The sequence below is a fragment of the Bacillus cereus genome (assembly GCF_002561295.1).
In the GTDB taxonomy this organism is placed as follows: domain Bacteria; phylum Bacillota; class Bacilli; order Bacillales; family Bacillaceae_G; genus Bacillus_A; species Bacillus_A cereus_S.
The window spans coordinates 1-22,984 of record NZ_NTUG01000055.1 but is presented as its reverse complement, the minus strand read 5'-3'; the positions used below and the strand labels follow the sequence as shown (position 1 = coordinate 22,984).

Below are 22,984 nucleotides of genomic sequence, written 5' to 3'. Positions count from 1 at the left end.
CCCTATTCTAGATATTTTTTTAATTGCTTTAAAGATTGATGAAGACGACTTTTAGTAGTTCCCAATGGTTCATCTTCCATTTTAGCAATCTCACTAAGGGAATAACCTTTCCAATATAGCAAGTCGATTAACCTTTTTTGAGACGTAGACAAATTCTGCTTTGCCTTTTGAATTTCAACACCGTTCAGCCTTTTTTCGATTTGATTTTCTGAATCTGCTATATGCATATGTTTTTCAGAATCATAAACATTATGAAAGTTCCTATACATAAGTTCTTTATTCTCTTTTCGGACATAATCAATACATATATTCCTCGTAATAGTAAGTAGCCAATTTACGAAATCACCTTTTGAAGGATTATACATACTTTTAGTTGTCCAAAGTTTCAAGAAAATTAATTGCACCACTTCTTTTGTTTTGTCTTCATTTCCTTGAAAAAATTTAAAAGTGAAGCTATATACCAACTTAATATATCGCTCATATAGTTCTTCTAATGCAGGACGATCGTTTCCTTTTACTAATTGCATTAACTCATAATCATTTTTTTCTTTCATTCCCACCTGCACTCCCTATTGTTTTTCGTTAGTTTCTGATAATTCCGAATTAAATTAATTATATAATCCAAATAGAGAAATAGGAACCACCAACAACGTTGGTCGCTCCTTTTAGCAGAATATTTATCCCGCTATTCGCGGGCAGTAAGACCCCCACCTCAAGATTCAGAGAAAAGCGAAGAAGATTGCTAGTGAATAACTGCTGGCATGTGCCCTATTAAGCATGCTTCCCATCACTGTTTAAATGTAGTTTCACTATTCAGTACAAACCATATATCTTTAACTCCTTGTCCATTTATATCCCCTTTTGATTTATCATTAGCAAAATAGTAAAGGGGATATCCTTTATACGTTACTTGTTGTTCTTTCGTATCTTCTCTTGTTATCGTAGCAAAGTCTTTTTTATCAAATCCTTTTGGCACTTCAAAATCTTTCGCAACAAATGGCGGCCAAAGTTTTACACAGTCACCACTACAATTACTTACCTTAGATGTGTCTTTTGCAAAATAATAGAGTGTCTTTCCGTTTGAATCTGCTAAGTATTTTCCAACCTTATCGTTATCTAATAATTGTAAACCAGGAGATTCTTTTTTATCACTACTAACTTCACTCACGTTTTCTCCACTCGTTTTCTTACTTTGAGCATCTTCTTTCTTATCGCTATTACACGCTGTTAATAAAAAAAGGCTCGCTACTATGGACACAATACATTGCCATGCTTTCATACTGACTCCTCCTTTAATTTTTTATTTATATGTAAGGTAACGATAGAAAGGTTCGATTGGTTTGATAAAAAATAAAAAAAGATGCAAGTCTCTCTGCTTACATCTTTTTTACTCTATCAATTTATGCATTTTTCTTATATAAAAAGTGCTATTCACCTTGGAGTATTCTGTAGCTTCAAAATTTATCAAGACCTAAATTATAAAAATCCTTTAAAAATAAAGAAGAGTACATATTTGTCATGTATAATATGTACTCTTCTTTTATTCAATTAAAGCGCCCGATTATGGAATATCTAGGAGCGCACCTGTCACGAAAGATTAACCTTTTGAAAATGTTCAACTGTGGGAAAAGGGTCATAAAAATGGTGCAAAAGATTTTTCCATTCTTGGTATTCTGGGGACTGACGAAATCCGATCGTATGATCCTCCAAACCTTCCCATTTTACCAATAGTAAATACTTTCCTTTAGCTTCAATACAGCTATTCAATTCATGCGACATGTAACCTTTCATCGAAGAGATGATATGTGATGCCTTACGGAAAGACTCCTCAAATTCCAATTCCATTCCTTCTTTCACCTGTAGCATTGCACCTTCAAGAATCATTGTAAAACCTCCAGTTTTTATTTTCACATCAAGATTAAGGTTTAATAAAAGACTTTTCAATATAATGGCCCATTTATTGAAGTAACATTATTGTTGATAAGGGGATTTACGGACTTTTTGCATAAATAGTTCTGGATTATCAATCTGTTCAAAACCATATTGGTTATATAATGAATGTGCATCATTAGTAGCTAACATAAACCTACGAACTCCTTGTAGTTCGTGATGTTTGTTGATAATGTCCATTAACCATTTTGATAATCCTAATTTACGATAGTCCGGTAATATAAACACATCACAAAGATACGCAAATGTTGCTGAATCTGTTATTACCCTTGCAAAACCAACTTGTTCAATAACTTCATTACCATTTTCACCTTTATAAACACCAAAACATAAGGGAGTATTTTCAATTGACTTTTTTACTGTTTCCTTGGGTATCCCCTTTGACCAGTAAGCTTCTTGACTCAAAAAATTATGTATTAAATCCACATCCAAATACTCTTTATTAGTAGAAATCGAAAAGTCTTTATTTATCCATATTCTCATTTCAAATCCCCCTAAACTTTTTAATTCTACTGTAATTATATCAAACCAATGATTTAAATCTTTTTAAACTAACCTGTAACAGCAGTTTAATAAAAATTACTTCAATCCACAAAGATTCCCTCAAAACTTTACTCCATTAAATGGCCCTTTAGTTGAGTAACTTTATTGCTGCTCAACAATTCCTTAATCCGCCTTTCAGTTCAGATCTTCTTTTCACTATAAAAACACCCCTTTAGATAAACAGATCCAAAGGGGCAAAACGTCGCGACTTTATTTTAAATCCATAACAGGTAAAAATGTTGATTATGATGACTTCTGGACAATGTAAAACGATAATACCGCTATGACCGAAAAAGACAAAAAAAAATAGCCTATTTTGGCAGTGGACTTGTTGTTTAGCTATAAGCGCGCTATACGCTATTAGCTATATGCCAGCGATATACAATTATTGCATGTACTCAAATAATAATTTTAGATTGCAGCTGACTCATTTGAGTCGGCTATTATTTTTTGAAAGGGTACGTTAATAGTGTAGTGCTTTCCAAGAAAGCAATAAAAAATCCCTCTTGGAAATAGCACTATTTTTGTACCGAAAACAGCTGTTTTTTACTTTTTAAAACACTTACAGGATAATTTTATTCTTCCTCTGTTTCGATTAATTCAACATCTTCAGATGTTGAATCCTTGGCAAGCTATAATGCCTTTTGATAAAATCCCACCTCCTAAAAGGGGCGCTGTCGCACCGTAGTGGGCTTTCTCGTTCGGAACATCTGTAAAATTTACTATACAAGTTTACATACAATATCATTAAAAGAAGAATCCAAAGTCAAAATGGATTCTTCTTTTATTAAAAACCGCATTTTATTTCATTTAATGCATAATGCGATACATGCACATTTTTTCTTTTTCTATTTCATTACAAAATTATTATTTCATTACCAGTATTTCTATTTCCTTACTAACATTTTAAAGCCTAGCAACATACTGGAAAAGTCGCTTTCATTCCTTCTAAAATAGATGTTGGTATTACAGCCAGGAGGTGAAAACATGATGGATAAAAAACGTGAATTGTGGCTTGATGGAGCAAAAGGATTTGCGATGATCCTGGTTGTTGCAGGACATGTTTACAATCATAATAACCTTATAACCTATATCTATTGGTTTCATATGCCTGCCTTTTTTTTGTTTAGTGGTTATGTATCTAAGCCGGTAGAGCGATGGTCACAAGTCGGACCTTATCTAAAAAGAAGAGCACATAGTCTTCTCATTCCTTATATAACGTACTTAGGTCTCTTCACACTCATTCGCTATGCAGAAGAATTGATACAAGGGAATATTTCTTTAAATTGGTATATAGAAGACATTGAAAAGATAATATTTGGCGGAAGGTTTATTACAAGCTATTACGGAGTATTTTGGTTTGTAACCTGTCTGTTCTTTACACAAGTATTATTCCTTATTATATTTCTTATTTTTAAAAGAACAAAAACCCGCTTGTTGTTTATTATGCTCTTATATATAGTGTCTCATATTGAAGGAAGTTATATCGGCACATTGAGCGGCTTAGAGCCTTCCCTACATGTATGGATCCCTTGGAATATAGATGTGTCTATGCTCGCCCTTGTATATTATAGTATTGGGTATTATGTTAAACCTTATGTAAAACAAATTCCTTCTGTACTTACAGCGCTCTGTATCCTATTAATAATTGGGTTTATTACGATCCAGGAACTAAATCTAATGGATTATCATTTAAGTATGAAGTATGTATCATATGAACACTATGGTTTGGATGTAGTGATTCCGCTTGTAATGACTATAGCATATTGCGGCATATTCCAACTCATAAAATCTGTAAAAATTCTATCACTTTTTTCTCTGATTAATAACAAAAGCATGGCTATCATGTATATGCACATAGGAGTTAATAAAATCCTTCTTCAATTTATGGATTACGGAAATATAACCTATACAATTTTAGGAGTAACAGTACCCCTATTCATTACCATATTTATTCTAGAGAAGAAAGATATCATCAGGAATCACTTCTTAATCATTTTACAAAGACGCAGTGAGTTAAGACGCTCTAAAGGGATGAGAACAGGATAAATAATGGACCAGAAAAAACGATAAATATAACAGTATATATAAGCTGCAGCATTGATGTGATCCCCATAAAGTTAGACAAGTTATTTCATTAGACCACTTCTTGGGCATGGGCTCGGTATTGTACCGAATTCATGCCTTTTAATTTTCCCTTATGATTATAAGTATTCAATATATTTATCTAATCCTTCTTTGAAGTGCTCCAAGCTGCCAAATTCCTTTTAATGCAAAAACTCAGACTTCATAATGCCCAAGAAGTTCTCGATTACCTCGTAAAATAGTATGTTACGGTAACTAACTATATATAATCTCCCCAAAGAATTGTTACATTTTTTCAACCAAGACGAATACTACAATCCAATCATCTATACTTCCCATATAATTGAAGTATTCTATGTATAGAGGTGAAATTATGGATTCATCTTCGTTTTACTCTATTATAATCATAATTGCTGCGTTGGTCATATGGCGTAGAACTTTGGCAATGTATCGCCCTATTAAAGGAAACGGAACCCGCATTCTCTTACCCATACTATTTTTGTTATTACCCTGCATTCCCATCATCTTAAATCCAAAAGCACATGCCGCTAGCTGGGAATGGATTTGTGCAGCTATCTTTGGATTCCTTTTGTCAATTCCACTTATTTGGACCACTCACTATGAACTCCGATTCGATCAGCATATTTATGCTGTAAGAAACAAGAGCTTTATTATTACCTTTCTCATCGTACTTATTATCCGTTTTTTACTTCGAGATTATTTAAAATGGCTAGGTCCAGAAACAGAAGCAGCACTATTTATGACTGTAGCACTGGGATATATCTTACCTTGGAGAATTATCTCTTTCATTAAATTTCGTCAACTATACAAAAGTCGAATCCAAACTAACGATAACATTGACTTTCGATAACACTAATTATGTAAATGTAAAGCCCCTTTAGAACTTCTGAGGGGACTTTAAAGGTTTTGCAATACATTGATTTTATGCTAACAAAAGATGCTTATTTTTTTGAAGAACTATGTTAATTTTGAGGAACAAAGGGACAGATTTACTGCCCCATATCATTTACTTATTTTGATTTTTTTTGGGCTCTTAATGCGATTTTTTCAAGTCCATTTTCTCCCGCAAATTCTACATCTGCTTTTGGTACAGCATTTTTATTGTTCTTCAATTGATTATTCTTATTTTTAGCCATTTTTTCACCACCCTTGTAGTTTGATTTAGTTATTCATTCAAGGATGCCAACTATAACAAATACACTATATACAGATAGTGGAGTTGTGTTTTCTCGTCATCAGCACCCACGATTTTAGTTTGCTTTCTTTTTTGTAGCCTATGCGATTTGATTTACTTCTTTAAATAAACTGTCCCATTCGCTCAATAAGAAATTGAATACAAAGCGATTGCACCCAATGGTTTTAACAATTAATATTTTTTGTTCCTTCTTTGGATAGATACGAAATTTATATGCTTTGTTGTAGCTTTTGATTGAACTACCCCTACCTACCTCCCACGAGCTTGAGGTGAGGGATTCTCCTGTCTCTGTCCTTACAAAAACAGTTCCTCCGTTCAACAAAGAGGATACAACGATATAGCGTTCAGTAGTATCAATATGTAAGACGACCCATTTTATCTTCCGACGGAAGGCAAACAAAATAGGTACAACTACTTTTTCTTATATCGAGGCTAGAACACTTTGTCATGCATCCAGTTCCTAGACTTGTTATCTGCTCTGGTAATAAGCGTAAGAATCTGGGACAAAGTGTTCTTTTTTATCATGCAAATCGTTTTGCTAGTTTTTTCTTTTCACTTTCAAACAAATGTAACCGTTCGATTTGTAAGACTTCTTTCGGTTGATCTACGTCGTATAGCTGATAGAAATGATGTGTGCGAATATCTAATTGATTGTTTAATTGATGCCAATGACTCCAGTGATGTGCGTCTTTCTTTGGAATATAAGGCTGCAATACCTTGGGCACTTTCTCTTTATATCCTAATCCCCGGCGACCAATTATAAAGGCCGCGGATTGATGGATAGAGATACCGAACTTCCGCATGTATTTCATCTTTCCGGAGATTGAAGTGTAAGCGGGATTCACTTGAAAGACAGCCACGCCCCTTTTATCTGCACGATTCAGAATTGCACTTGTCATCTTCTCATACGCAAACATACTCTTCATCCGATTCGCTCGCTTATTTCCGTAACGATTCCCTGTTTTCGATTGGGTTGTATCTAACTTCTCGATGACAATCGGCTTGTTATACCGCTCTGCTAAGTCCACTAAGCGAATCGCTTCCACTTCGATGATTTTTGTGATTTGTCCTGTGGATTTACCCATGATAGAAAACTGAAGGGAACCACTTCCTTTATAATTTCCATCCTTCGTTACATTTGCCCAAGCAAAATGCTCAAGATTACAATCTACACCGATCATACCATCTGATGTGCTGTAATTCGTGTGAGGGTTTTTCGGCACATCGAGTAAACATTTTACAATGTAATACTCCCCATGGTCTTCCACAGACCGTGCGATCGGCTTGCCATACTTTTTCTTATTCTTACACTGTAGTTGGGTTGTGATTACTTCTTCAATGGCTTCTTGTCCATATGGGAACGTAACAGTTGGGAACATAAGTGTTTTCCCAGAACTTGTCGTCATCCATAATTCTTTTGTCTCCAGCACATACTGAAGCACAAAATTGCCATGTTTGGCATCTTTTCGTCCAGATAGGATCAGTTGTTTATTTCGAGCACGAGAAAATACTGTTTTCCATTTTTCATGATTACGTATAAACTCGCGGATCGTAAATTGCGAGCGAAACAGTTTTTTGCTTCCAAATACTGCACTTGGAATATTCGTTTGATCGGATGAAAATTTTTGGGTTAAACGGGATTGCCTGTGAGTGAGATGACCGATTTTCGCCTGCATTCTTTTGATTTGAACATCAAAGTTATAGTCATTATTTTTAGGAAAAAACAAGTCTAGATTTCCCATTTTTATTAGGAAGCTCGAGCATTCAACCCACTGATAAAAGGAAACCCCAAGGGCATGCTAAGATTATATTTAAAATGGGAGGATATAAATTTGAGCACAATAGAAAATGCAGTATCTATCTTCGCCTTAGGCGGCTTGAATGAAATCGGGAAAAATATGTATGCAATCGAATATTCAAACGATATCGTGATCATCGACTGTGGCAATAAGTTTCCAGATGAAAGTTTATTAGGAATTGATTTGATTATCCCTGATATAGCTTACTTAGTAGAAAATAAAGATAAAGTCAAGGCTTTAATTGTCACACATGGACATGAAGATCATATCGGGGGGATCCCGTTCTTCTTAAAAAAATTGAATGTACCCGTTTATGCCACACGCTTCACACTAGGATTAATTGAAATCAAATTAAAAGAACATAAACTTCTAGGAGAAAGTGAACTTATTGAAATCAACTCAAACTCAAACTTGACAATCGGAGGAATAAGTGTAAGTTTTTTTAAAGTGACCCATAGTATTCCTGATTGCTTGGGAATAGTCTTTCACACACCAGAGGGTAATATTGTACATACGGGGGACTTCAAGTTCGATTTAACTCCTGCGAATAATGAGAATTCGGATATTCATAAAATGGCTGAAATCGGCAAAGACGGGGTCTTGCTTCTATTGTCTGAGAGTACCAATGCAGAGCGTCCTGGTTTGACCCCATCGGAACAAATGGTAGGTGAACATGTGGAAGCAGTTTTCATGAAAGCCGAATGCAAAGTTATTGTTTCTACCTTTGCTTCAAATATTAGTCGCGTTCAGCAAGTCGTGAATGCAGCGCAAAAAACAAATCGAAAACTTGCGTTGCTTGGACGAAGTATGGTTAATGTCGTAGCGGTTGCTATGGAACGTGGTTATTTAACAGTTCCATATGGAATGTTAATTGACCCACATGAAATCAATGAAATGGCTCCTGAAAGGGTGGCCATTTTATGCACAGGGAGTCAAGGAGAACCATTGGCTGCTCTTGCTCGCCTGTCCACTGGAAACTTTCGCGGTGTCGACATTTTACCTGAAGATACGGTTATCTTTGCAGCAGGTCCAATACCCGGGAATGAACGAAATATCACAAGTATCGTAGACAACTTATTTGCACTTGGAGCCAAAGTGATTTATGGATCAGGAAGTACATCCGGAATGCATGTTTCTGGCCATGGTTATCAAGAAGATTTAAAACTAATGCTTACATTAATGAAACCAAAATATTTTATTCCCATTCACGGTGAATTTAGAATGCTACACCATCACCGTTTGTTAGGTGAATCCGTTGGAGTAGAGCAAGGAAACACTTTTATCATCAATAATGGCGATGTCGTCGATATTGAACATACCATTGCCCGTCAGACCCGGAAAATACCGGTGGGGAATACCTACGTAGACGGGGGGGATGTCGATAATATTGGGGAAATTGTGTTACGAGACCGCAAACAACTTGCAGAGGATGGGATGCTCATGATTGTTTTAACTATGAGCAAATCGGAAGGAAAACTGATTTCTGAACCCGATACCATTTCTCGTGGATTTGTGGATAGAGATTTCTCGGAGCTCCGAAGAGACGTTAATCGACTTACTATAAAAACTATTAATGAGCTACAAGAAGCAAATAGAAACCAATGGAATGTAATGAAAAAACAAATAAAAAAATCAATACGACAATATGTATATACACATACTAAGAAAAAGCCAATGATTGTTCCTATACTTATTGAAATTTAATAGGGGGAAGTTTAAAAAAATGAATTAATTGATCTTCAACAATTGGGCGCGATTATTGAATAAGAAAGGACATAACATATTAGTCATGTAAAATATGTTATGTCCTTTAATTTTATCTATCTTTTTTAATTTAGGACTTGACAAATCTTTTGTTCAAAACACTCTTTTTCTATATTCAATTAAAGCGCCCTTTAATTGAATAAGGATTTTTTGTTTATTAGTATAGTGATAAGTAATTATCATTTCATTTGTGATTAAGGCTAAGTACTTATTTACTCTAAAAACCAGAATTCGATCCGATAATGACAGTAGCGTCCAGTTCCTCATCTCTAGCCACTTTCGTGGTAAGCCCAGCACCAGAAAAGATTTCAAAGGTCTGAGGTGCCTGCATTTCGCTCGTCTCTATCAAAAGATGGCCTCCCGGTGCTAGCCAAAGAAATGCTTCTGCTGCTACTCTTCGCTGAATGTCAAGTCCATCCTCTCCTCCGTCAAGCGCCACCTTTGGTTCATGTAGGCGAGCCTCCTGTGGGAGCAGCTTGATTGCCTTGGTAGGAACGTAAGGTACGTTCGCAACTAGGATGTTGACATGGCCTCTAAGTGAGCGAGGCAGAGCTTTATACAAGTCACCTTCAAAAACATGGCCACCGAAATCCGTTACGTTGCGGCCAGCACATCGTACTGCGACAGGGTCAATGTCAACAGAATACAATTCAACTCGCCCTAAAGCTGCCGCCAGTGCAACACCCACAGCACCTGACCCGCAACATAGGTCAACGACGATATCACCAGAACATGACAGGGTTTCTGCCTGGTGAACAAGAAATTCGGTACGTTGGCGAGGCACGAAAACGCCTCGATCCACTTCTATCCGCAAACTACAGAACTCTGCGTATCCAACAACATATTCAAGAGGTAAACCATCGGCTCGCATTTCCACCATTTTCTTTAGGTCCTCTGGAGTTTGTGCCTCTGAGATAAGTAACCGGGTCTCATCTTCTGCGAAAACACAACCCACGCTCCGAAGCCTGTTAATTATATATTTTTCCGTTTTATTGTCCAAAAAGAAATTAAATTTTTTTCCTATTTATCTCACCACTTTTGCTTATCTATAACCCTGTATTCGTTAAAAATTGGAGATATCCTTCTTCAACAAAATGGCACTTTTCATGAAGAAAGACGCATTCCTTATTAAAGAAATGCGCCCGATTACTGAGCAAGGAATGTAAGTTGTCTCATTTTCTCATTTAATATTAGTTTTCCAGCCTTTTTGTAGTTGTTTTCGGATGTAAACAATTTGTCCAATATGGTAAGCGTTATGCGTGGATATATTTCCTAGTATCCCCCACCATTTTGCAGCCTTTGGGAAACCATTCACTTCACTTTCTACCTTTTCTTTAGTTAGTAGATCTTGCCACTGAAGCAGAACCTTTAGAAGGCACTCTTTTAAGTCAACAAATCTTTTATTTTCCGTAACAATAAAGCTTTTTTTATTATCACCTATTGGTGCAACAGCATTCACATGAGATTTTTCGTACCTCTTTTGCCATGTCTCATTCCAGTAAAGTAGATGTTGTACAATTTCAGCGATACTGTTACTTTCATCGTTGGGTTTCCAAAACGCTTCTTCCTCTGACAAGTTTGCTACTGATTCCGAAAACGGAATGTAAAAGCTAGGGTCGTTCGCATTTGCTAACAACTGATCGACCAAAACATCCTTAGCATGAGACATATCAGTCACACTCCTTTTTAATTATACCTTTTCTATTTCGGCGCTCTTTTTAATTCTCCCTCGTTATTCCGTTAAATGGCCCTAAAATGAAAAACGAGCTCTTATCCTTTTGTACTAGGATAGCGCCCGATTCTTGAATAACTCAAGATTAGCTATACATTCATTCATTTAAAAATCTATAGGACTTGGATATTTAATAATCTTGTTTTAGAGGCCATACCAGCACTTTCTAACGTTTGTTTCGAGGGAGTATTATAATACCAACAACCGCAAATCGGATTTAGATTATTGTCATAACACCATTTCTTTAAATGATGAATTATCGTTCTGCCTATTCCTTTTTTTCTGTATTGTTCATTTGTAAACATGCCCATATTTCCATATCTATCAAGTAACTTACTTGTTTCTATAATCCCTATTCCAAGCAGAATACTTCCTTTGGTGTAGGTGAATATTTCCCTATTTTCAATACGTTCCTCCACTTTATCAAGGAAGTCCTGACATAACTCAGTTATTTTTGTAGCATCGCTAGGCACCGCAGCTCTGAATTCCCCATCTTTAAATAATGCTTCCTTTGGGATTTCCACTTTGTTATCTTGGAAAAAGTAAGCTTGTTTTTCGATCTTATAATCATGATCTAATACCAAACTTAAAAAAAGTTCATCACATGTTGGAACCAGTATTGACCGAATTGAATGATCCTTAAGAACATTGTCAAAAATCTCTTGGGATTTGTTGTAGTATGATAAATTTAAGTAAAATTGAGTTAGGTACTGGTTACTCTGTATGGCATAATAACCTGCAACTTCAGAGTTGTAACTGATTGTATAAAATACGGAATTGAGAATGTGCTCCTCTAAAACGGAATCAATAGGAGAACTTAATGTACTAACATATCTTTGAATTAAATCCCCAATATCACTTTGTTTACATTCTTTAAAATAAAAACTCATGTTTGGACACCTCGTATTTTTATTGATCTTAGTACTAATAAAATAAAGAGACTCTATCCAATAAATCATCTAAAAGTATTAGTGTGAAATTCTATTTTAGTTTCATGAAACCCTTCTCTAACCTCCAAGTTAGTTGTACTGTAGCCTTGGAATAAAGTTCGATTAAATTGACTTAATAACCCTTGATAAAAGAGGAAAATAAAAAAGATTAATCAAAACACGCTTTTTCTATATTCAATTGAATCATCCTTTTATAAAAAAGGTTGATAATTTTTGTTATCCTTTCTCAATTAAAGCGCCCTTTAATAGAATATCTATTTTTTTAATAATTTTAGGTAAAGCATCTTCGTTTGACAAAAACTAAATCTGCCATTATCATCAACTCGAACTTATTTATGGGAGTGGTAAAGATGAAAATTTATGTTGATGCAGATGCTTGTCCGGTAAAAGATATTATTATCTCTGAAGGTACGAATGCTAAAATTCCTATTACCCTTGTTACTAGCTTCTCTCATTTTTCTAATGCGAAACAACCATCAGGAGTGGAAACGATTTATGTTGATTCTGGAGCAGATGCTGCGGATTATCGGATTATGAAGTTAGCAGAAAAAGGAGATATAATCGTTACGCAAGATTATGGTCTTGCTTCGCTAGGTTTAGCAAAAGGGTGTACGGTTCTTCACCATAAGGGATATAGCTATACGAATGAAAACATTGATCAATTATTACAAACACGTTATTTGAGTGCAATGGCTCGAAAAAGTGGAAAGCGTACAAAGGGACCCAAACCATTTACATCAGAAGATAGGGAGAAATTTAGGGAGCTTTTTAAAAGAACGATTTCACTTTAAAAAAGAACTTAATGGTACCATATTCTATCAAATGACTTAATATACAAGAAAACTAAATAAACGCGCCCGTTTGTGAAATTGGCAAAGGCAGTCTAATGATCAAATAGCCCTCTTCCTCTCAGATTTGCGGAAACAGGCTCCTTTCCTATTTCACGTGCCCATATAGATAACTGGCCGATATGGTGGATTTCGTGGACAATGACATGACGTATAATCTCTCCGTGTGTACATTCAATGACTCGGCGCCTGATTGGTGCGTCTCTAGAGCTAATCGGTTCTTCATTGAAATCAGTTTCTAAAAGTTTCCGAGAATCCATTTCATTTGTCCAAGATGTCACAAACGGTTTCACTTTCTCATGGTATTGAGCTGAAAGGTTTTTCACTTTTTGTAAGCTAGCATAAGCTTCAAACAATGGCTCCTCAGGCACTGGTTCACCTCGCAAACCTAAGATCCACATATATTCCACATCTACAATGTGAAATAGGGTATGTAGGATACCGCCGAACCCACCGATCCGTTTCTTTAATAGTTCTTCATCCGGTATGTCTTCGCACAATGTAAACCAATCCTCACGAACTTGCCAGTTATATTGAAACAGTTTCAACATCACAACAACCTCCATCTTTTATAGATTTAACATTTAATTTTCACCAAAAAATTTCAAAACCTTTTTTAAATCATAACTCTAAAAAATTCTGTTAAAATCCTTCGCAAACTGGCCCTTTAGTTGAGTAACTTTATTGCTACTCAACAGTTCCTTCATTTGCCTTGCAGTTCAAGTTTTCTTATAAAAACACCCCTTTAGATAAACTGATCCAAAGGAGCAAAACATCACGCTTTTTTATAAACACCGTAACTTTATTTGAAAGCGACACATCCTTCATGTATTATGATTTGTTGTGAGATTCTACATTTATAACGACATTTCCCTTCTTGTGTCCTTTCTCAACATATCTATGGGCTTCCACAATCTCCTCCAATGCATAGCACCTGTCAATGACCGCTTTTACCTTCCCTGTCTCAACAAGTTCTTTAAGAAAGTCTAATGCTTCGGAAGTTTCAGATGAATTCCGACCTAATATTAGCTTCTTGCTGCTTGTTACTTTAGTCCATAGCATTCGCACACTTGGTAACGGTTCAACGACATTTATATAGGTACCATCCTTCTTTAACAACTTGATACAGTCTGAAAACGAGCTCTTGTTTACCGCTTCAAAAATAACATCATAAGTCTCATCTGTAGTAGAGAAATCTTTTGTAGTGTAATCGATTACCTTGTCGGCTCCCAGAGATTTTACCAATTCTACATTTTTGTTACTGCAAATCCCTGTAACTTTTGCTCCAAAATACTTTGAAATCTGTACTGCATAACTTCCTACACTTCCAGAAGCTCCATATACAAGAATATTTTGACCGCTCTGAACGTTAGCTTTTCTAAGAAAAAATAGGGCTGTACATGCTCCAATTGGAATAGCGGCAGCTTCCTCATAGGTTATATTAGAGGGCTTAATAGAGACTGCTCCATCTTCAGGCAGACAAATATACTCGGCATAAGCACCAAAACCCATTTGGGTAGCCGCAAAAACTTGGTCCCCTTCCTTAAACCGCTTGACCTCTTGCCCTACTGATTCAATTTCTCCAGCTAACTCGATTCCTAATATTTGTTTTTTAGGTTGACTAAAACCAAGTGTGATTCGAGCAGGTAACCAAACAGAACGAGGAACCGTAAAACTCCGTAACCGAATATCTCCTGCTGTTACAGTTGTCGCTTTTATTTTGACCAGTATTTCATTGTTCTTAGGAACAGGTTTCTCTACCTCTTTCAGTTGAAGAACGTCGGGGGAACCGTACTTTGTGTACACAATTGCTTTCATTTATCTTCCTCCAATTTGTTCTTTTTATTAATATCATACGAATAGCACGAATAAATAGAACAATGGTTCACTCTTCAACGCAATACGAAAAGCAGTGTGATTTCATTTGTGAAACCCACTGCTTTTCGTATTTGTTTTTCTATATGCTTTTTCCAATGCAGATACCTTAAAAGAGAACGCCTTACTAAAAGGTGAACTATTTTTTTATAAATAATCTTTTAGCTATCATCACAAAATAAGTTTACATAACAAATTTATAGTATTCTTATTTTATCAATCTAAATAGCACGTTCGTTCTTCACTTGTTAAAAATTGAAACCACCTCTGCCTAAACTTAATTTGCGCTGCATCTGCGTATACATGTGCTTCCATTTTTAAAGCTTCTGGAATTGGTCTTGGGTGCTGACTTTCTACTACCAACTGATCTTCTTTTAACACTTTCAAACTATACCGACTAAAAATTGTATGTAGCAACGGCATTTTTTTCGCAAAATTTCTACCTGCTAATCCAAATATAAGCGTTTCTTCTTCATCTACTGGTGTAAAAGTAACAAAATTTATAAACTTCTTGTTTTTCCCCTCTAATGGCTTTAACAACCATTGTTGAGGAAACTTATAACATAAATAGGCTTCACCATTTTTTAAGGAAAATGAATCTAAATCACCTTCAATTTGCAATTCCTCTAACTCAGGGTTTGAGCCTTTCCCAATTGTATTCTTATGCACAAAACTTAAATGAACCACATCTAGTACACTCTCTACAACTCTTGTAAAATGAGCATTCCACTTCGCTTGATATGGTGAAAATACAAAATTTATATCTTCTACTTCTTCAAATATTTCTAATATCGGCAACTCCTCCTTACTTATCTCACACTCTGGATAAACCCAAATCAATCCAGCCTTTTCCATTACTGGATAAGACTTCGTATGCGCAAATTTTGGTATCTGTTTCGAAGGCTGCGATGGAATGCATACACAAGTACCTCCTCCGTCAAACTCCCATCCATGGTATGCACATGTTACTCTCCCTTTTCTAATTGACCCAAGAGATAAATCTGCCCCGCGGTGCGGGCAATATGCATGTACCGCTTGTATGTTGTGATTCTCATTACGAAATAAAACTAAGTCTTTTCCTACTATCTTTCTCTTTATCGGTTTATCTATAACATCCTTTGAAAAACAGACAGCATACCAAGTACACGGGAACATACGATTTATATTATCGGTCATATGTGCCTCCTCCATCGCTTTAAAACTAGTATTTTTATATTATGTATATGTATCGTATGAAAATTCCAGCTACAATAGACACAAATAAAAGAAGAAACCCATATTGTTTCTCCTTTTCCATAAAACATTCTATTTTTTCCTCAAAGTTTGTTTAATAACTGATTTAAATCTTGTTTCGTTTTTGTTGTTAAAGATTTTATTCGTTTCACATCTATTTTTTCTTTTTCAGTTGCTACAATTAAAGGATACATACTTTGTCCAATTGTTTTATAATCAGTTGGATGATTCGCTTCTAACTCCTTTTCGATTACATCCCATTTCTCATTTATTTGCTTTCCAAGTTTATTCACTGTATCTAACTTAGGATTGGCGGCTAATTGTTTATCTAGACTGTCAATAAGCTGCGTGACTGCTTTCACATTTGTTTTCACAGTCACGTTTTTATTTGAATCTTTCGTTTTAGTTTTCTCACTAGTAGACTGGTCTGTTGTTTTTGTACTTGTTTCTTTTTCAGTTGTTTTAGCATTATTCTCTGTTCCAGACGATTCTTTGGAGTTCTTTTGATCTTTTTCTGTTTTCTCATTAGTAGATGTGTTCGTTTCCTTCTCATCGTTTTTCTTTGTAGAAGTTTCCTCCGTATTCGTTGTCGTCGCTTCTTCTTGCACGTTCGTTTGTTCCTTTTTCGCTTGATCTTTTTCTGCTGAGGGACTACAAGCTGTAACGGAGAGCATTGCTCCAATTGCTAACGATGCAATTGATACCTTTTTCATTTTCATAAAAAGCCTCCTAATATTTACAATTTTATCCTCCCTCTTACGATTCTATTTCTCTATAAAAATTCCTTTTGGTTCAATCTATCATCTTTCCGACAGCAATTTTCACCTTGATACAACAACAACTATATATCTAAATGTAAAATCCGAGCCTTTTCTACTTTATACAGCACCTATCCTCTAGTAAAGAACGGCGAGTAGGATTGATTTTTTTAAGAAACTTCATTTTTTGACAATCTATTTATCTTACCTACACAAATACATTCACAAAATATTTACCATTTCATTTTATTTCTCAACTTGTTTGTTTACATAATATATTTATAGTTTATTCATAATGCAACTATTTGAAAATCCCATAAGAAGGAAATCTTATAGTAAACATAGAAAATATGAATGAGTTGAAATTCTTATGAGGTGAAAGTGATGGTAACAAAACAAGACGACATCAAAGTAGTAGTTGGAGCTGGAGCATTTAACAATAATCCAGGTTGGATTCAAACTCAGGAAGATGAACTTAACTTATTAGTTGAAACGGCCTGGGAAGAAAGGTTTAAATATAATTCTATTTCAGCTATTTTAGCTGAGCATGTATGGGAACATCTTACTTTTGAAGAAGGTGTAAAAGCAGCTAATATTTGTTATAAATTTTTAAAACCATCAGGTCATATTCGTTGTGGCGTCCCTGATGCTTTTTTCCCAGATGAAACCTATCAAAATATAGTTAAAGTAGGGGGACCTGGACCTAAAGACCATCCAGCTGCAAGCCATAAAATCGTTCATAATTATAAAACATTAACTAAAATGTTTGAAACTGCTGGATTTGAAGTTGTTTTACTTGAATATTGTGATGAAAATGGGCAATTTTATTACAACGAATGGGATGCGAACGATGGTGTTATTTTCCGTTCAAAAAGGTATGATTCTAGAAATCAAGGAGATAAGCTTGGTTTTCCATCGCTAATTGTCGATGCGATTAAACGGTAAGCAATTTAACTACAGCATGCGTTAGTTCTATAAGTTCATGAGTCGCAAATGCGGCTTTTTTTGCTTATTCCTCTATTTAATAACGGCTAGGATGTACCTTTTAAGTTTTATGCGCTAAGGGATTCTCAAAACTTCATATTGCTTCGTATAGTAAAAATCAAAAAGAACCCCCTATGATGAAAACATAGGAGGTTACACTTATATAATCATTTATCCCTTGTAGAAAAAAGCTTGACCATTTCCACTCTCTTTTGCTCCACAATCGTGCTCGATAGTTGAAGAATAAAGTTAAAACTTTTCCTTAGGTGATCAAATTTAGACTCTTAACGCGCCACGAAAACCTCTGGCAGCATAGTAAGATTCTGCTCCATTGTGATACACGAAGACGTGTCCGAAGCGATAATCGCAAAACAGGGCACCACCGCGTTCTCTAATATCAGATGGTGTTTGTACCCAACTCGACGTTTTCATATCGAAATCTCCCAATTTCTGCAATGCCCGATATTGTTCTTCTGTTAATAGTTCAATGCCCATGTCAGTTGCCATATCAATAGCGTTATTTTCTGGTTTATGTTTTTTTCTTGACTCGAGCGCTTCAAGATCGTAACAAACACTTCTGCGACCTTTAGGGCTTTCCGCTGAACAATCATAGAAAACGTATTCGTCCTTCTCTTTATCGTGCTCAACAACATCTGGTTCACCACCAGTTCTTTCCATCTCATTGAGCGACCACAGTTTTTCAGTATTAGCATCCAGCTTTGCTTGGACTTTAGCCCATTCAAGATTTTCATGGCGATTCATATTTTTCTCAAAACGCGCTTTCAATACTTCGAATAATTCTTCACGTTGTTCTAGTGACAACTCCTTGTTAGTGCTCTTTGTCATGTTAGTTCCCCCTTATTGTTATGACTCATAATGGTCTAATTATATACAAACATTTGTTTCATAGTAAACCGTTTAAATAATTCTGTGAATTCAAACTACAATACAATATATACTTTAGTAAATCCAGCCTTCCACAATCTGCCCCTTAACGAAACAACTAATTGTCACTCAGCAGTCCCTTAATCACCTTTTCACTATAAACATCCCCCTTTAGATTATCTAAAGGGGGATATCAGTGCAATTTTTTATAAACGCAAGTCAATCATAAAACCCACCATTTGAATGAATAACTTGTCCTGTTACCCATTTCGCTTCTTTGCTTACTAAAAACTGTATGAGGCGTGCTACATCCACAGGCTCTCCTATTCTTCCAGTTGGAAACTTGTTCACTAAATACGCTTGAACTTCTTCTGTCATCCATCCTGTCTGAGTCGGTCCAGGATCGACAGCATTTACATTAATCCCCTTTTTCATCGCAACGGGTGCCACTGATTTCGTAAAAGCTTCAATGGCTCCTTTTGTTGCGATATAAGCGAGTTCATTTGGCATTGGTCCTAGCGATTGCCCTGATGTAAGATTGACAATGCTTCCTCCCGTTTCACATGTATAGTTTTTAATAAATAATGTACTTAATAGCATCGTAGCACGGACATTTACTGTATAATGCTTATCTAGTTGTTCTACATCTAATTCTTCAACATTTGTATCTACGGAATACGCAGCATTGTTAATGAGAATAGATGGATCGCCTAAACGCTCTGATACCATATATAATAATCGGTTAGGAGCATAGGATTGCGATAAGTTCACCTCAGCCATTTCACAACGAACACCATAATTTTCAATTTCTTGTTTCAATAAAAACGGTTCTTCATCATTCATGCTCCATGGCATTGCCTTATCATATCTCGGCCAATACGTGAAAAAAATATCAATACCTTTTTGGGCAAGCGCCCTACAAATCGCTGCTCCAATTCCATTTAAACGTGTTGCTCCTGTAACAATCGCTATTTTCGTCACTTCTTTCCCCCTCCTATTTACTCAAATAAATCCCCTGCATGTGTGCAGAGGATTTATTATGTTTATTTAATATTTGCAAGAATACGCTCTGCTCCTAATTGTAAACTACGTGTTACGATTACATTTACAATGATAAACGCAATCGATAGAATGAAGAACATTCCCCACATACCAACTTCTAAGAAAAAGTATAATCCACACACTCCAGCTACGATTACTAGATCCATCGCAATATTAGCAAGGAAATTCCATAGCGTTGTATATCTACTTTTAAACAACTTTTGCTCAGAATCCCAGTGTATATCTGCCGTTTGAGCGTCCCAACGTACCCCGATTAAATTGGTTAACCATAACCCATTGGCACTTAGTAAAAACCATAACAGTATAAAAAGCGGAGACACTCCAGCTACAATAATTAAAACAAGTCCAAAAACACCTAAAATTGCTATGTTTATAAACCATGCTGTAAATACTTTTGCAAAAAATATATCTGATGCCTTTACTGGTAAATAGCGATTCACAAACCATGAACTTCCATCTCGGGAAAAGGATGTCGTCGCAATGACATTGCTACCCATTAAAAATAGTCCTCCGCAAAATCCGATGCCAAGAGCTAAACCTGACCAATCTGGATCTTTTACGAATGTCGTTAACCATTTTAAATTTCCATCTTGTACAAAAAGAATAAAGAACAGCATAATTGGCATAACAAAAGTTTGCACAATACAATTGATGAAAAACTGAGGCGTTCGAAATAAAATTTTAAACTCTTTTTTCACATAAGCTTTTATATGCGAGCTTTGTACAGTCGATTTTTTTAAGTTCTCTACCGAGATCGCTTCTTTCTTCGCTGTACTCGTTGATAGGCCGATAACCCCTTTTAAATACGTACGCTGCGCAACATAGAAAAATAATCCGAAAAATGCTAAAGAAATGGCCGCGAATACGACAACATATATAATCCCTTTCCAAGAAGCACTTTCTATTAACCCCATCGCACCAAAATACGTTGTCGGGAAATAATTTGTCATCTGAACGAACAAAGAGGATTGATTATCAGCAAAATAATTTGCCATCATATCTTCTGATACGGCACTTTTGTTTCGCCATTGAATAAATACATTAATACCTACAATAAATAATAAGGTTAATATTCCAATAAATATATTACTACGATCTTTATTTTTAGCTATATTTGTATAACGCATAATAACTGTCATTAGAAGTGACGCAAGTACTAACGGAACAATTGGGAAAAATACGTAAATGAATGCTACATACAAATAGTACGAAATAAACGCACCACTTTGCACACCGTATACAATAAAAATTGGCAATAAAATAAAAGATCCCATTATATACTGTGTAATTAATACCGTAATAAACTTCGCCGTAATAATTTGTGACGGTTGTAGTGGTAAAGGTAATAAAGTTTCAACATCATTATTATAATAAAATACCGTTAAAATGTTCGTAATACTAATGACAAACACCCATATACTCGCAACAGCTAACCCCATTCCAATGATCGATTTCTCTTGTCCGATTGACTCCATTGCTGCGTACATACCATATGTCATTGGACCGATAATGATAAAACCAGCGAATAATAATGCCAAAAATGAAAAGGCATACGCCCACCGTTTCTTTTTATCTGTTATGATATCTGCATAATTTAATTTCAATAATACTTTTGTTAATGTCCAAATTTTATTCATTTCCAGTCATCTCCAAGAACATTTTCTCCAGTGATTCATTGGATTTAAAATGATCTCTCATTTCATTTAAATTACCTTGGAACTGCAAATTCCCCTTATTAATAATCGCAACTCGATCACATAATTTCTCAGCTACTTCAAGCACGTGTGTTGAGAAAAATACTGTCTTTCCTTTATCTGCATGTTCTCTCATCATCTGCTTTAAAATAAACGCTGACTTTGGGTCAAGTCCTGTCATCGGTTCATCTAAAATCCATACATCCGGATCGTGCAGCAGTACACCAATAATAATAATCTTCTGTCTCATTCCGTGTGAATAACTTTGAATTTGATCCGATAAAGCATTATAAAGATCAAACCTCTTAGTCAACGATTGAATTTTCTCCTGTCTAATTTCATTCGGAACCTCGTACATATCAGCCATAAAATTCAAATATTCTATTCCTTTTAAACGCAAAAACATATCTGGACTATCTGGCACATAACCAAATGTTTTCTTTGCTTCTAAAGCATCTTTTGTCACATCTTTTCCATTAATCGAAATTGTTCCTTTATCTATCGCATGTATACCCGTTACCATCTTAATTGTTGTTGATTTCCCGGCACCATTCGGCCCTAAAAACCCAAAAATTTCTCCACTTGGTACTGTTAAACTTAAATCTTTCACAGCATAGGACGAACCATTATAACTCTTCGAAACATTCACAATTTCAATCATATTATCCAATCCTTTCCTCAATTACCAATAAACTATATTTCTATTATAGCATACTTGTATTTTTGGATTTTCAAAAATTCAAAACGCATGTATTCTGTTATATGGTATGAGGCTCACTGCTATGAAATTTTGTATCGCCGCTTCCACATACATATCCTTATCCATTAAAATAAATATATATCGCTAAGCCAACAACTAGTACAACCGCTAACAAAAGATAAATCATTGTAAGTCTCGTAATATTTCCCTTCGTCGCCTTACTATAATTTTCATCCCCGTTTTTCCCAACTACTATCGTTCCGACAACTATAAGAGCCACAACCATTAACATAATGAGTATCCACTTAAGCATCTATTTTTGTCCCCCTTCCCCTTGCAACCATTTTACGACATTTTTACCTCTATAAACCAGATAACATTATATTATTTCTGAATTTTCAAATCTACCACATATGTAATATATAATATAGACAAATTGGAGATATGACTACAGAAGATCTTCTATATACCCTCCCTCTTTTAAATCACTGATTTGAATAAAAAATAGGAGAAAGCATACGTCATATACTTTCTCCCAGTTTGTTATTCCACACATTATTCACTAGACATATTTTTCTTTTATTTTTCTAATAACATATCTTGCATTTGTTTACGCTTTTCTTTTGTTACTCCTAGCTCTTTCTCTAAATATTGATCAATAGATCCATATTTTTCTTTTATTTCTTGTAAAGCAGCTCCCAAGTATTCTTCACGAACTTCAAACATTGATTTCAAAATTTCTAGACTATTAGGATCTTTCACCTGAGCTTGTAATGCACCTATTGTCTTTTCATTTAAAGCTTTTCGATATTCATTGCTTAACATATAATCTTTCATAACCGTGTCCTCTGGCACCCCAAGTGCTAATTCCCCGTTAATGTGGGATAAAAAATGGACCAAGAATTT

At 35.4% G+C, this 22,984-nt stretch carries 23 protein-coding genes and 2 pseudogenes; 5 read left to right on the top strand and 20 right to left on the bottom strand.

Annotation, left to right across the window (positions count from 1 at the left end; translation table 11 throughout):
• Positions 1-2: 2 nt before the first annotated feature.
• The 4 genes from CN373_RS23730 to CN373_RS23715 form a co-directional block, all read right to left on the bottom strand.
• On the bottom strand, positions 3-554 hold the full coding sequence (locus CN373_RS23730) for an RNA polymerase sigma factor (protein ID WP_000660278.1): 552 nt from the start codon (positions 552-554) through the stop codon (positions 3-5).
• 233 nt (positions 555-787) lie between these two features.
• Positions 788-1,279, bottom strand: coding sequence for a COG4315 family predicted lipoprotein (locus CN373_RS23725; RefSeq protein ID WP_000649286.1), 492 nt, complete (start codon positions 1,277-1,279; stop codon positions 788-790).
• A gap of 308 nt (positions 1,280-1,587) precedes the next feature.
• On the bottom strand, positions 1,588-1,884 hold the full coding sequence (locus CN373_RS23720; protein WP_000599706.1) for an antibiotic biosynthesis monooxygenase family protein: 297 nt from the start codon (positions 1,882-1,884) through the stop codon (positions 1,588-1,590).
• Positions 1,885-1,971: 87 nt separating this feature from the next.
• Complete coding sequence (locus CN373_RS23715; protein WP_001223812.1) at positions 1,972-2,433, bottom strand: GNAT family N-acetyltransferase; 462 nt, start codon at positions 2,431-2,433, stop codon at positions 1,972-1,974.
• 1,047 nt (positions 2,434-3,480) lie between these two features.
• Between CN373_RS23715 and CN373_RS23710 the strand changes: the two genes are divergently transcribed.
• Positions 3,481-4,542: an acyltransferase family protein gene (locus tag CN373_RS23710; RefSeq protein WP_000968879.1), complete on the top strand. Its 1,062-nt coding sequence runs from the start codon at positions 3,481-3,483 to the stop codon at positions 4,540-4,542.
• 409 nt (positions 4,543-4,951) lie between these two features.
• On the top strand, positions 4,952-5,449 hold the full coding sequence (locus CN373_RS23705) for a CcdC protein domain-containing protein (protein WP_053329695.1): 498 nt from the start codon (positions 4,952-4,954) through the stop codon (positions 5,447-5,449).
• Positions 5,450-5,609: 160 nt separating this feature from the next.
• On the opposite strand, the gene CN373_RS26090 is transcribed toward CN373_RS23705, so the two are convergent.
• The 3 genes and pseudogenes from CN373_RS26090 to CN373_RS23695 all read right to left on the bottom strand — a co-directional run.
• Positions 5,610-5,735 carry a hypothetical protein gene (locus CN373_RS26090; protein ID WP_001107285.1) on the bottom strand — a complete coding sequence of 42 codons (126 nt, stop codon included), beginning with the start codon at positions 5,733-5,735 and terminating at the stop codon, positions 5,610-5,612.
• Between the two features lie 147 nt (positions 5,736-5,882).
• Positions 5,883-6,029 (bottom strand): annotated as a pseudogene (locus CN373_RS23700) (helix-turn-helix domain-containing protein); the annotation flags it as partial.
• A gap of 286 nt (positions 6,030-6,315) precedes the next feature.
• Positions 6,316-7,488: pseudogene (locus CN373_RS23695) on the bottom strand (IS200/IS605 family accessory protein TnpB-related protein); the annotation flags it as partial.
• A gap of 138 nt (positions 7,489-7,626) precedes the next feature.
• Between CN373_RS23695 and CN373_RS23690 the strand changes: the two are divergent.
• A complete protein-coding gene (locus CN373_RS23690; protein ID WP_000103856.1) occupies positions 7,627-9,297 on the top strand; it encodes a ribonuclease J in 1,671 nt (556 codons plus the stop codon).
• Positions 9,298-9,574: 277 nt separating this feature from the next.
• On the opposite strand, the gene CN373_RS23685 is transcribed toward CN373_RS23690, so the two are convergent.
• The 3 genes from CN373_RS23685 to CN373_RS23675 form a co-directional block, all read right to left on the bottom strand.
• Positions 9,575-10,357, bottom strand: coding sequence for a putative protein N(5)-glutamine methyltransferase (locus tag CN373_RS23685; RefSeq protein WP_000369201.1), 783 nt, complete (start codon positions 10,355-10,357; stop codon positions 9,575-9,577).
• Between the two features lie 180 nt (positions 10,358-10,537).
• Positions 10,538-11,026: a DinB family protein gene (locus CN373_RS23680; protein ID WP_000017532.1), complete on the bottom strand. Its 489-nt coding sequence runs from the start codon at positions 11,024-11,026 to the stop codon at positions 10,538-10,540.
• A gap of 176 nt (positions 11,027-11,202) precedes the next feature.
• Positions 11,203-11,979, bottom strand: coding sequence for a GNAT family N-acetyltransferase (locus CN373_RS23675; protein ID WP_000011691.1), 777 nt, complete (start codon positions 11,977-11,979; stop codon positions 11,203-11,205).
• 410 nt (positions 11,980-12,389) lie between these two features.
• Here CN373_RS23675 and CN373_RS23670 point away from each other — a divergent pair, with 410 nt between their 5' ends.
• A complete protein-coding gene (locus CN373_RS23670; protein ID WP_000708742.1) occupies positions 12,390-12,830 on the top strand; it encodes a YaiI/YqxD family protein in 441 nt (146 codons plus the stop codon).
• Between the two features lie 92 nt (positions 12,831-12,922).
• On the opposite strand, the gene CN373_RS23665 is transcribed toward CN373_RS23670, so the two are convergent.
• The 4 genes from CN373_RS23665 to CN373_RS23650 form a co-directional block, all read right to left on the bottom strand.
• Positions 12,923-13,438, bottom strand: coding sequence for a DinB family protein (locus CN373_RS23665; RefSeq protein WP_000915562.1), 516 nt, complete (start codon positions 13,436-13,438; stop codon positions 12,923-12,925).
• Between the two features lie 280 nt (positions 13,439-13,718).
• The gene (locus CN373_RS23660; protein WP_000644667.1) at positions 13,719-14,705 is read right to left on the bottom strand and encodes an NAD(P)-dependent alcohol dehydrogenase; all 987 of its coding nucleotides are present in this window, start codon (positions 14,703-14,705) and stop codon (positions 13,719-13,721) included.
• A gap of 273 nt (positions 14,706-14,978) precedes the next feature.
• Complete coding sequence (locus CN373_RS23655; RefSeq protein ID WP_000131523.1) at positions 14,979-15,938, bottom strand: aromatic ring-hydroxylating oxygenase subunit alpha; 960 nt, start codon at positions 15,936-15,938, stop codon at positions 14,979-14,981.
• Positions 15,939-16,078: 140 nt separating this feature from the next.
• Positions 16,079-16,714: a hypothetical protein gene (locus tag CN373_RS23650; protein WP_000782569.1), complete on the bottom strand. Its 636-nt coding sequence runs from the start codon at positions 16,712-16,714 to the stop codon at positions 16,079-16,081.
• A 423-nt stretch (positions 16,715-17,137) separates the two neighbouring features.
• Between CN373_RS23650 and CN373_RS23645 the strand changes: the two genes are divergently transcribed.
• A complete protein-coding gene (locus tag CN373_RS23645; RefSeq protein WP_000256766.1) occupies positions 17,138-17,698 on the top strand; it encodes a class I SAM-dependent methyltransferase in 561 nt (186 codons plus the stop codon).
• 315 nt (positions 17,699-18,013) lie between these two features.
• Here CN373_RS23645 and CN373_RS23640 read toward each other — a convergent pair whose 3' ends face one another.
• From CN373_RS23640 to CN373_RS23615, 6 genes are all read right to left on the bottom strand, one after another.
• Positions 18,014-18,583 (bottom strand): DUF4256 domain-containing protein, encoded by a 570-nt coding sequence (locus CN373_RS23640; protein WP_000167516.1) that lies wholly within the window; start codon positions 18,581-18,583, stop codon positions 18,014-18,016.
• 258 nt (positions 18,584-18,841) lie between these two features.
• Positions 18,842-19,603, bottom strand: a complete 762-nt coding sequence (locus tag CN373_RS23635; protein ID WP_000160916.1) for an SDR family oxidoreductase — start codon at positions 19,601-19,603, stop codon at positions 18,842-18,844.
• A gap of 62 nt (positions 19,604-19,665) precedes the next feature.
• Positions 19,666-21,321 carry a putative ABC transporter permease subunit gene (locus CN373_RS23630; RefSeq protein WP_001033996.1) on the bottom strand — a complete coding sequence of 552 codons (1,656 nt, stop codon included), beginning with the start codon at positions 21,319-21,321 and terminating at the stop codon, positions 19,666-19,668.
• Positions 21,314-22,039: an ABC transporter ATP-binding protein gene (locus CN373_RS23625; protein WP_000570274.1), complete on the bottom strand. Its 726-nt coding sequence runs from the start codon at positions 22,037-22,039 to the stop codon at positions 21,314-21,316. The genes CN373_RS23630 and CN373_RS23625 overlap by 8 nt, the downstream gene beginning before the upstream one ends.
• 157 nt (positions 22,040-22,196) lie before the next feature.
• On the bottom strand, positions 22,197-22,391 hold the full coding sequence (locus CN373_RS23620; protein ID WP_000922256.1) for a hypothetical protein: 195 nt from the start codon (positions 22,389-22,391) through the stop codon (positions 22,197-22,199).
• A 266-nt stretch (positions 22,392-22,657) separates the two neighbouring features.
• Positions 22,658-22,984, bottom strand: a 327-nt coding sequence (locus CN373_RS23615; protein ID WP_111901916.1) for a tyrosine-protein phosphatase, incomplete at its 5' end; no start/stop codon positions are given.

What these genes read in the sequence shown, in the direction of transcription:
- CN373_RS23665 (WP_000915562.1), bottom strand. Translation starts at nt 13,438, where the DNA reads ATGTTGAAACTGTTTCAATATAACTGGCAAGTTCGTGAGGATTGGTTT.
- CN373_RS26090 (WP_001107285.1), bottom strand. Translation starts at nt 5,735, where the DNA reads ATGGCTAAAAATAAGAATAATCAATTGAAGAACAATAAAAATGCTGTA.
- CN373_RS23660 (WP_000644667.1), bottom strand. Translation starts at nt 14,705, where the DNA reads ATGAAAGCAATTGTGTACACAAAGTACGGTTCCCCCGACGTTCTTCAA.
- CN373_RS23645 (WP_000256766.1), top strand. Translation starts at nt 17,138, where the DNA reads ATGGTAACAAAACAAGACGACATCAAAGTAGTAGTTGGAGCTGGAGCA.
- CN373_RS23710 (WP_000968879.1), top strand. Translation starts at nt 3,481, where the DNA reads ATGATGGATAAAAAACGTGAATTGTGGCTTGATGGAGCAAAAGGATTT.
- CN373_RS23720 (WP_000599706.1), bottom strand. Translation starts at nt 1,884, where the DNA reads ATGATTCTTGAAGGTGCAATGCTACAGGTGAAAGAAGGAATGGAATTG.
- CN373_RS23705 (WP_053329695.1), top strand. Translation starts at nt 4,952, where the DNA reads ATGGATTCATCTTCGTTTTACTCTATTATAATCATAATTGCTGCGTTG.
- CN373_RS23620 (WP_000922256.1), bottom strand. Translation starts at nt 22,391, where the DNA reads ATGCTTAAGTGGATACTCATTATGTTAATGGTTGTGGCTCTTATAGTT.
- CN373_RS23640 (WP_000167516.1), bottom strand. Translation starts at nt 18,583, where the DNA reads ATGACAAAGAGCACTAACAAGGAGTTGTCACTAGAACAACGTGAAGAA.
- CN373_RS23670 (WP_000708742.1), top strand. Translation starts at nt 12,390, where the DNA reads ATGAAAATTTATGTTGATGCAGATGCTTGTCCGGTAAAAGATATTATT.
- CN373_RS23680 (WP_000017532.1), bottom strand. Translation starts at nt 11,026, where the DNA reads ATGTCTCATGCTAAGGATGTTTTGGTCGATCAGTTGTTAGCAAATGCG.
- CN373_RS23730 (WP_000660278.1), bottom strand. Translation starts at nt 554, where the DNA reads ATGAAAGAAAAAAATGATTATGAGTTAATGCAATTAGTAAAAGGAAAC.
- CN373_RS23675 (WP_000011691.1), bottom strand. Translation starts at nt 11,979, where the DNA reads ATGAGTTTTTATTTTAAAGAATGTAAACAAAGTGATATTGGGGATTTA.
- CN373_RS23725 (WP_000649286.1), bottom strand. Translation starts at nt 1,279, where the DNA reads ATGAAAGCATGGCAATGTATTGTGTCCATAGTAGCGAGCCTTTTTTTA.
- CN373_RS23715 (WP_001223812.1), bottom strand. Translation starts at nt 2,433, where the DNA reads ATGAGAATATGGATAAATAAAGACTTTTCGATTTCTACTAATAAAGAG.
- CN373_RS23630 (WP_001033996.1), bottom strand. Translation starts at nt 21,321, where the DNA reads ATGAATAAAATTTGGACATTAACAAAAGTATTATTGAAATTAAATTAT.
- CN373_RS23655 (WP_000131523.1), bottom strand. Translation starts at nt 15,938, where the DNA reads ATGACCGATAATATAAATCGTATGTTCCCGTGTACTTGGTATGCTGTC.
- CN373_RS23625 (WP_000570274.1), bottom strand. Translation starts at nt 22,039, where the DNA reads ATGATTGAAATTGTGAATGTTTCGAAGAGTTATAATGGTTCGTCCTAT.
- CN373_RS23650 (WP_000782569.1), bottom strand. Translation starts at nt 16,714, where the DNA reads ATGAAAATGAAAAAGGTATCAATTGCATCGTTAGCAATTGGAGCAATG.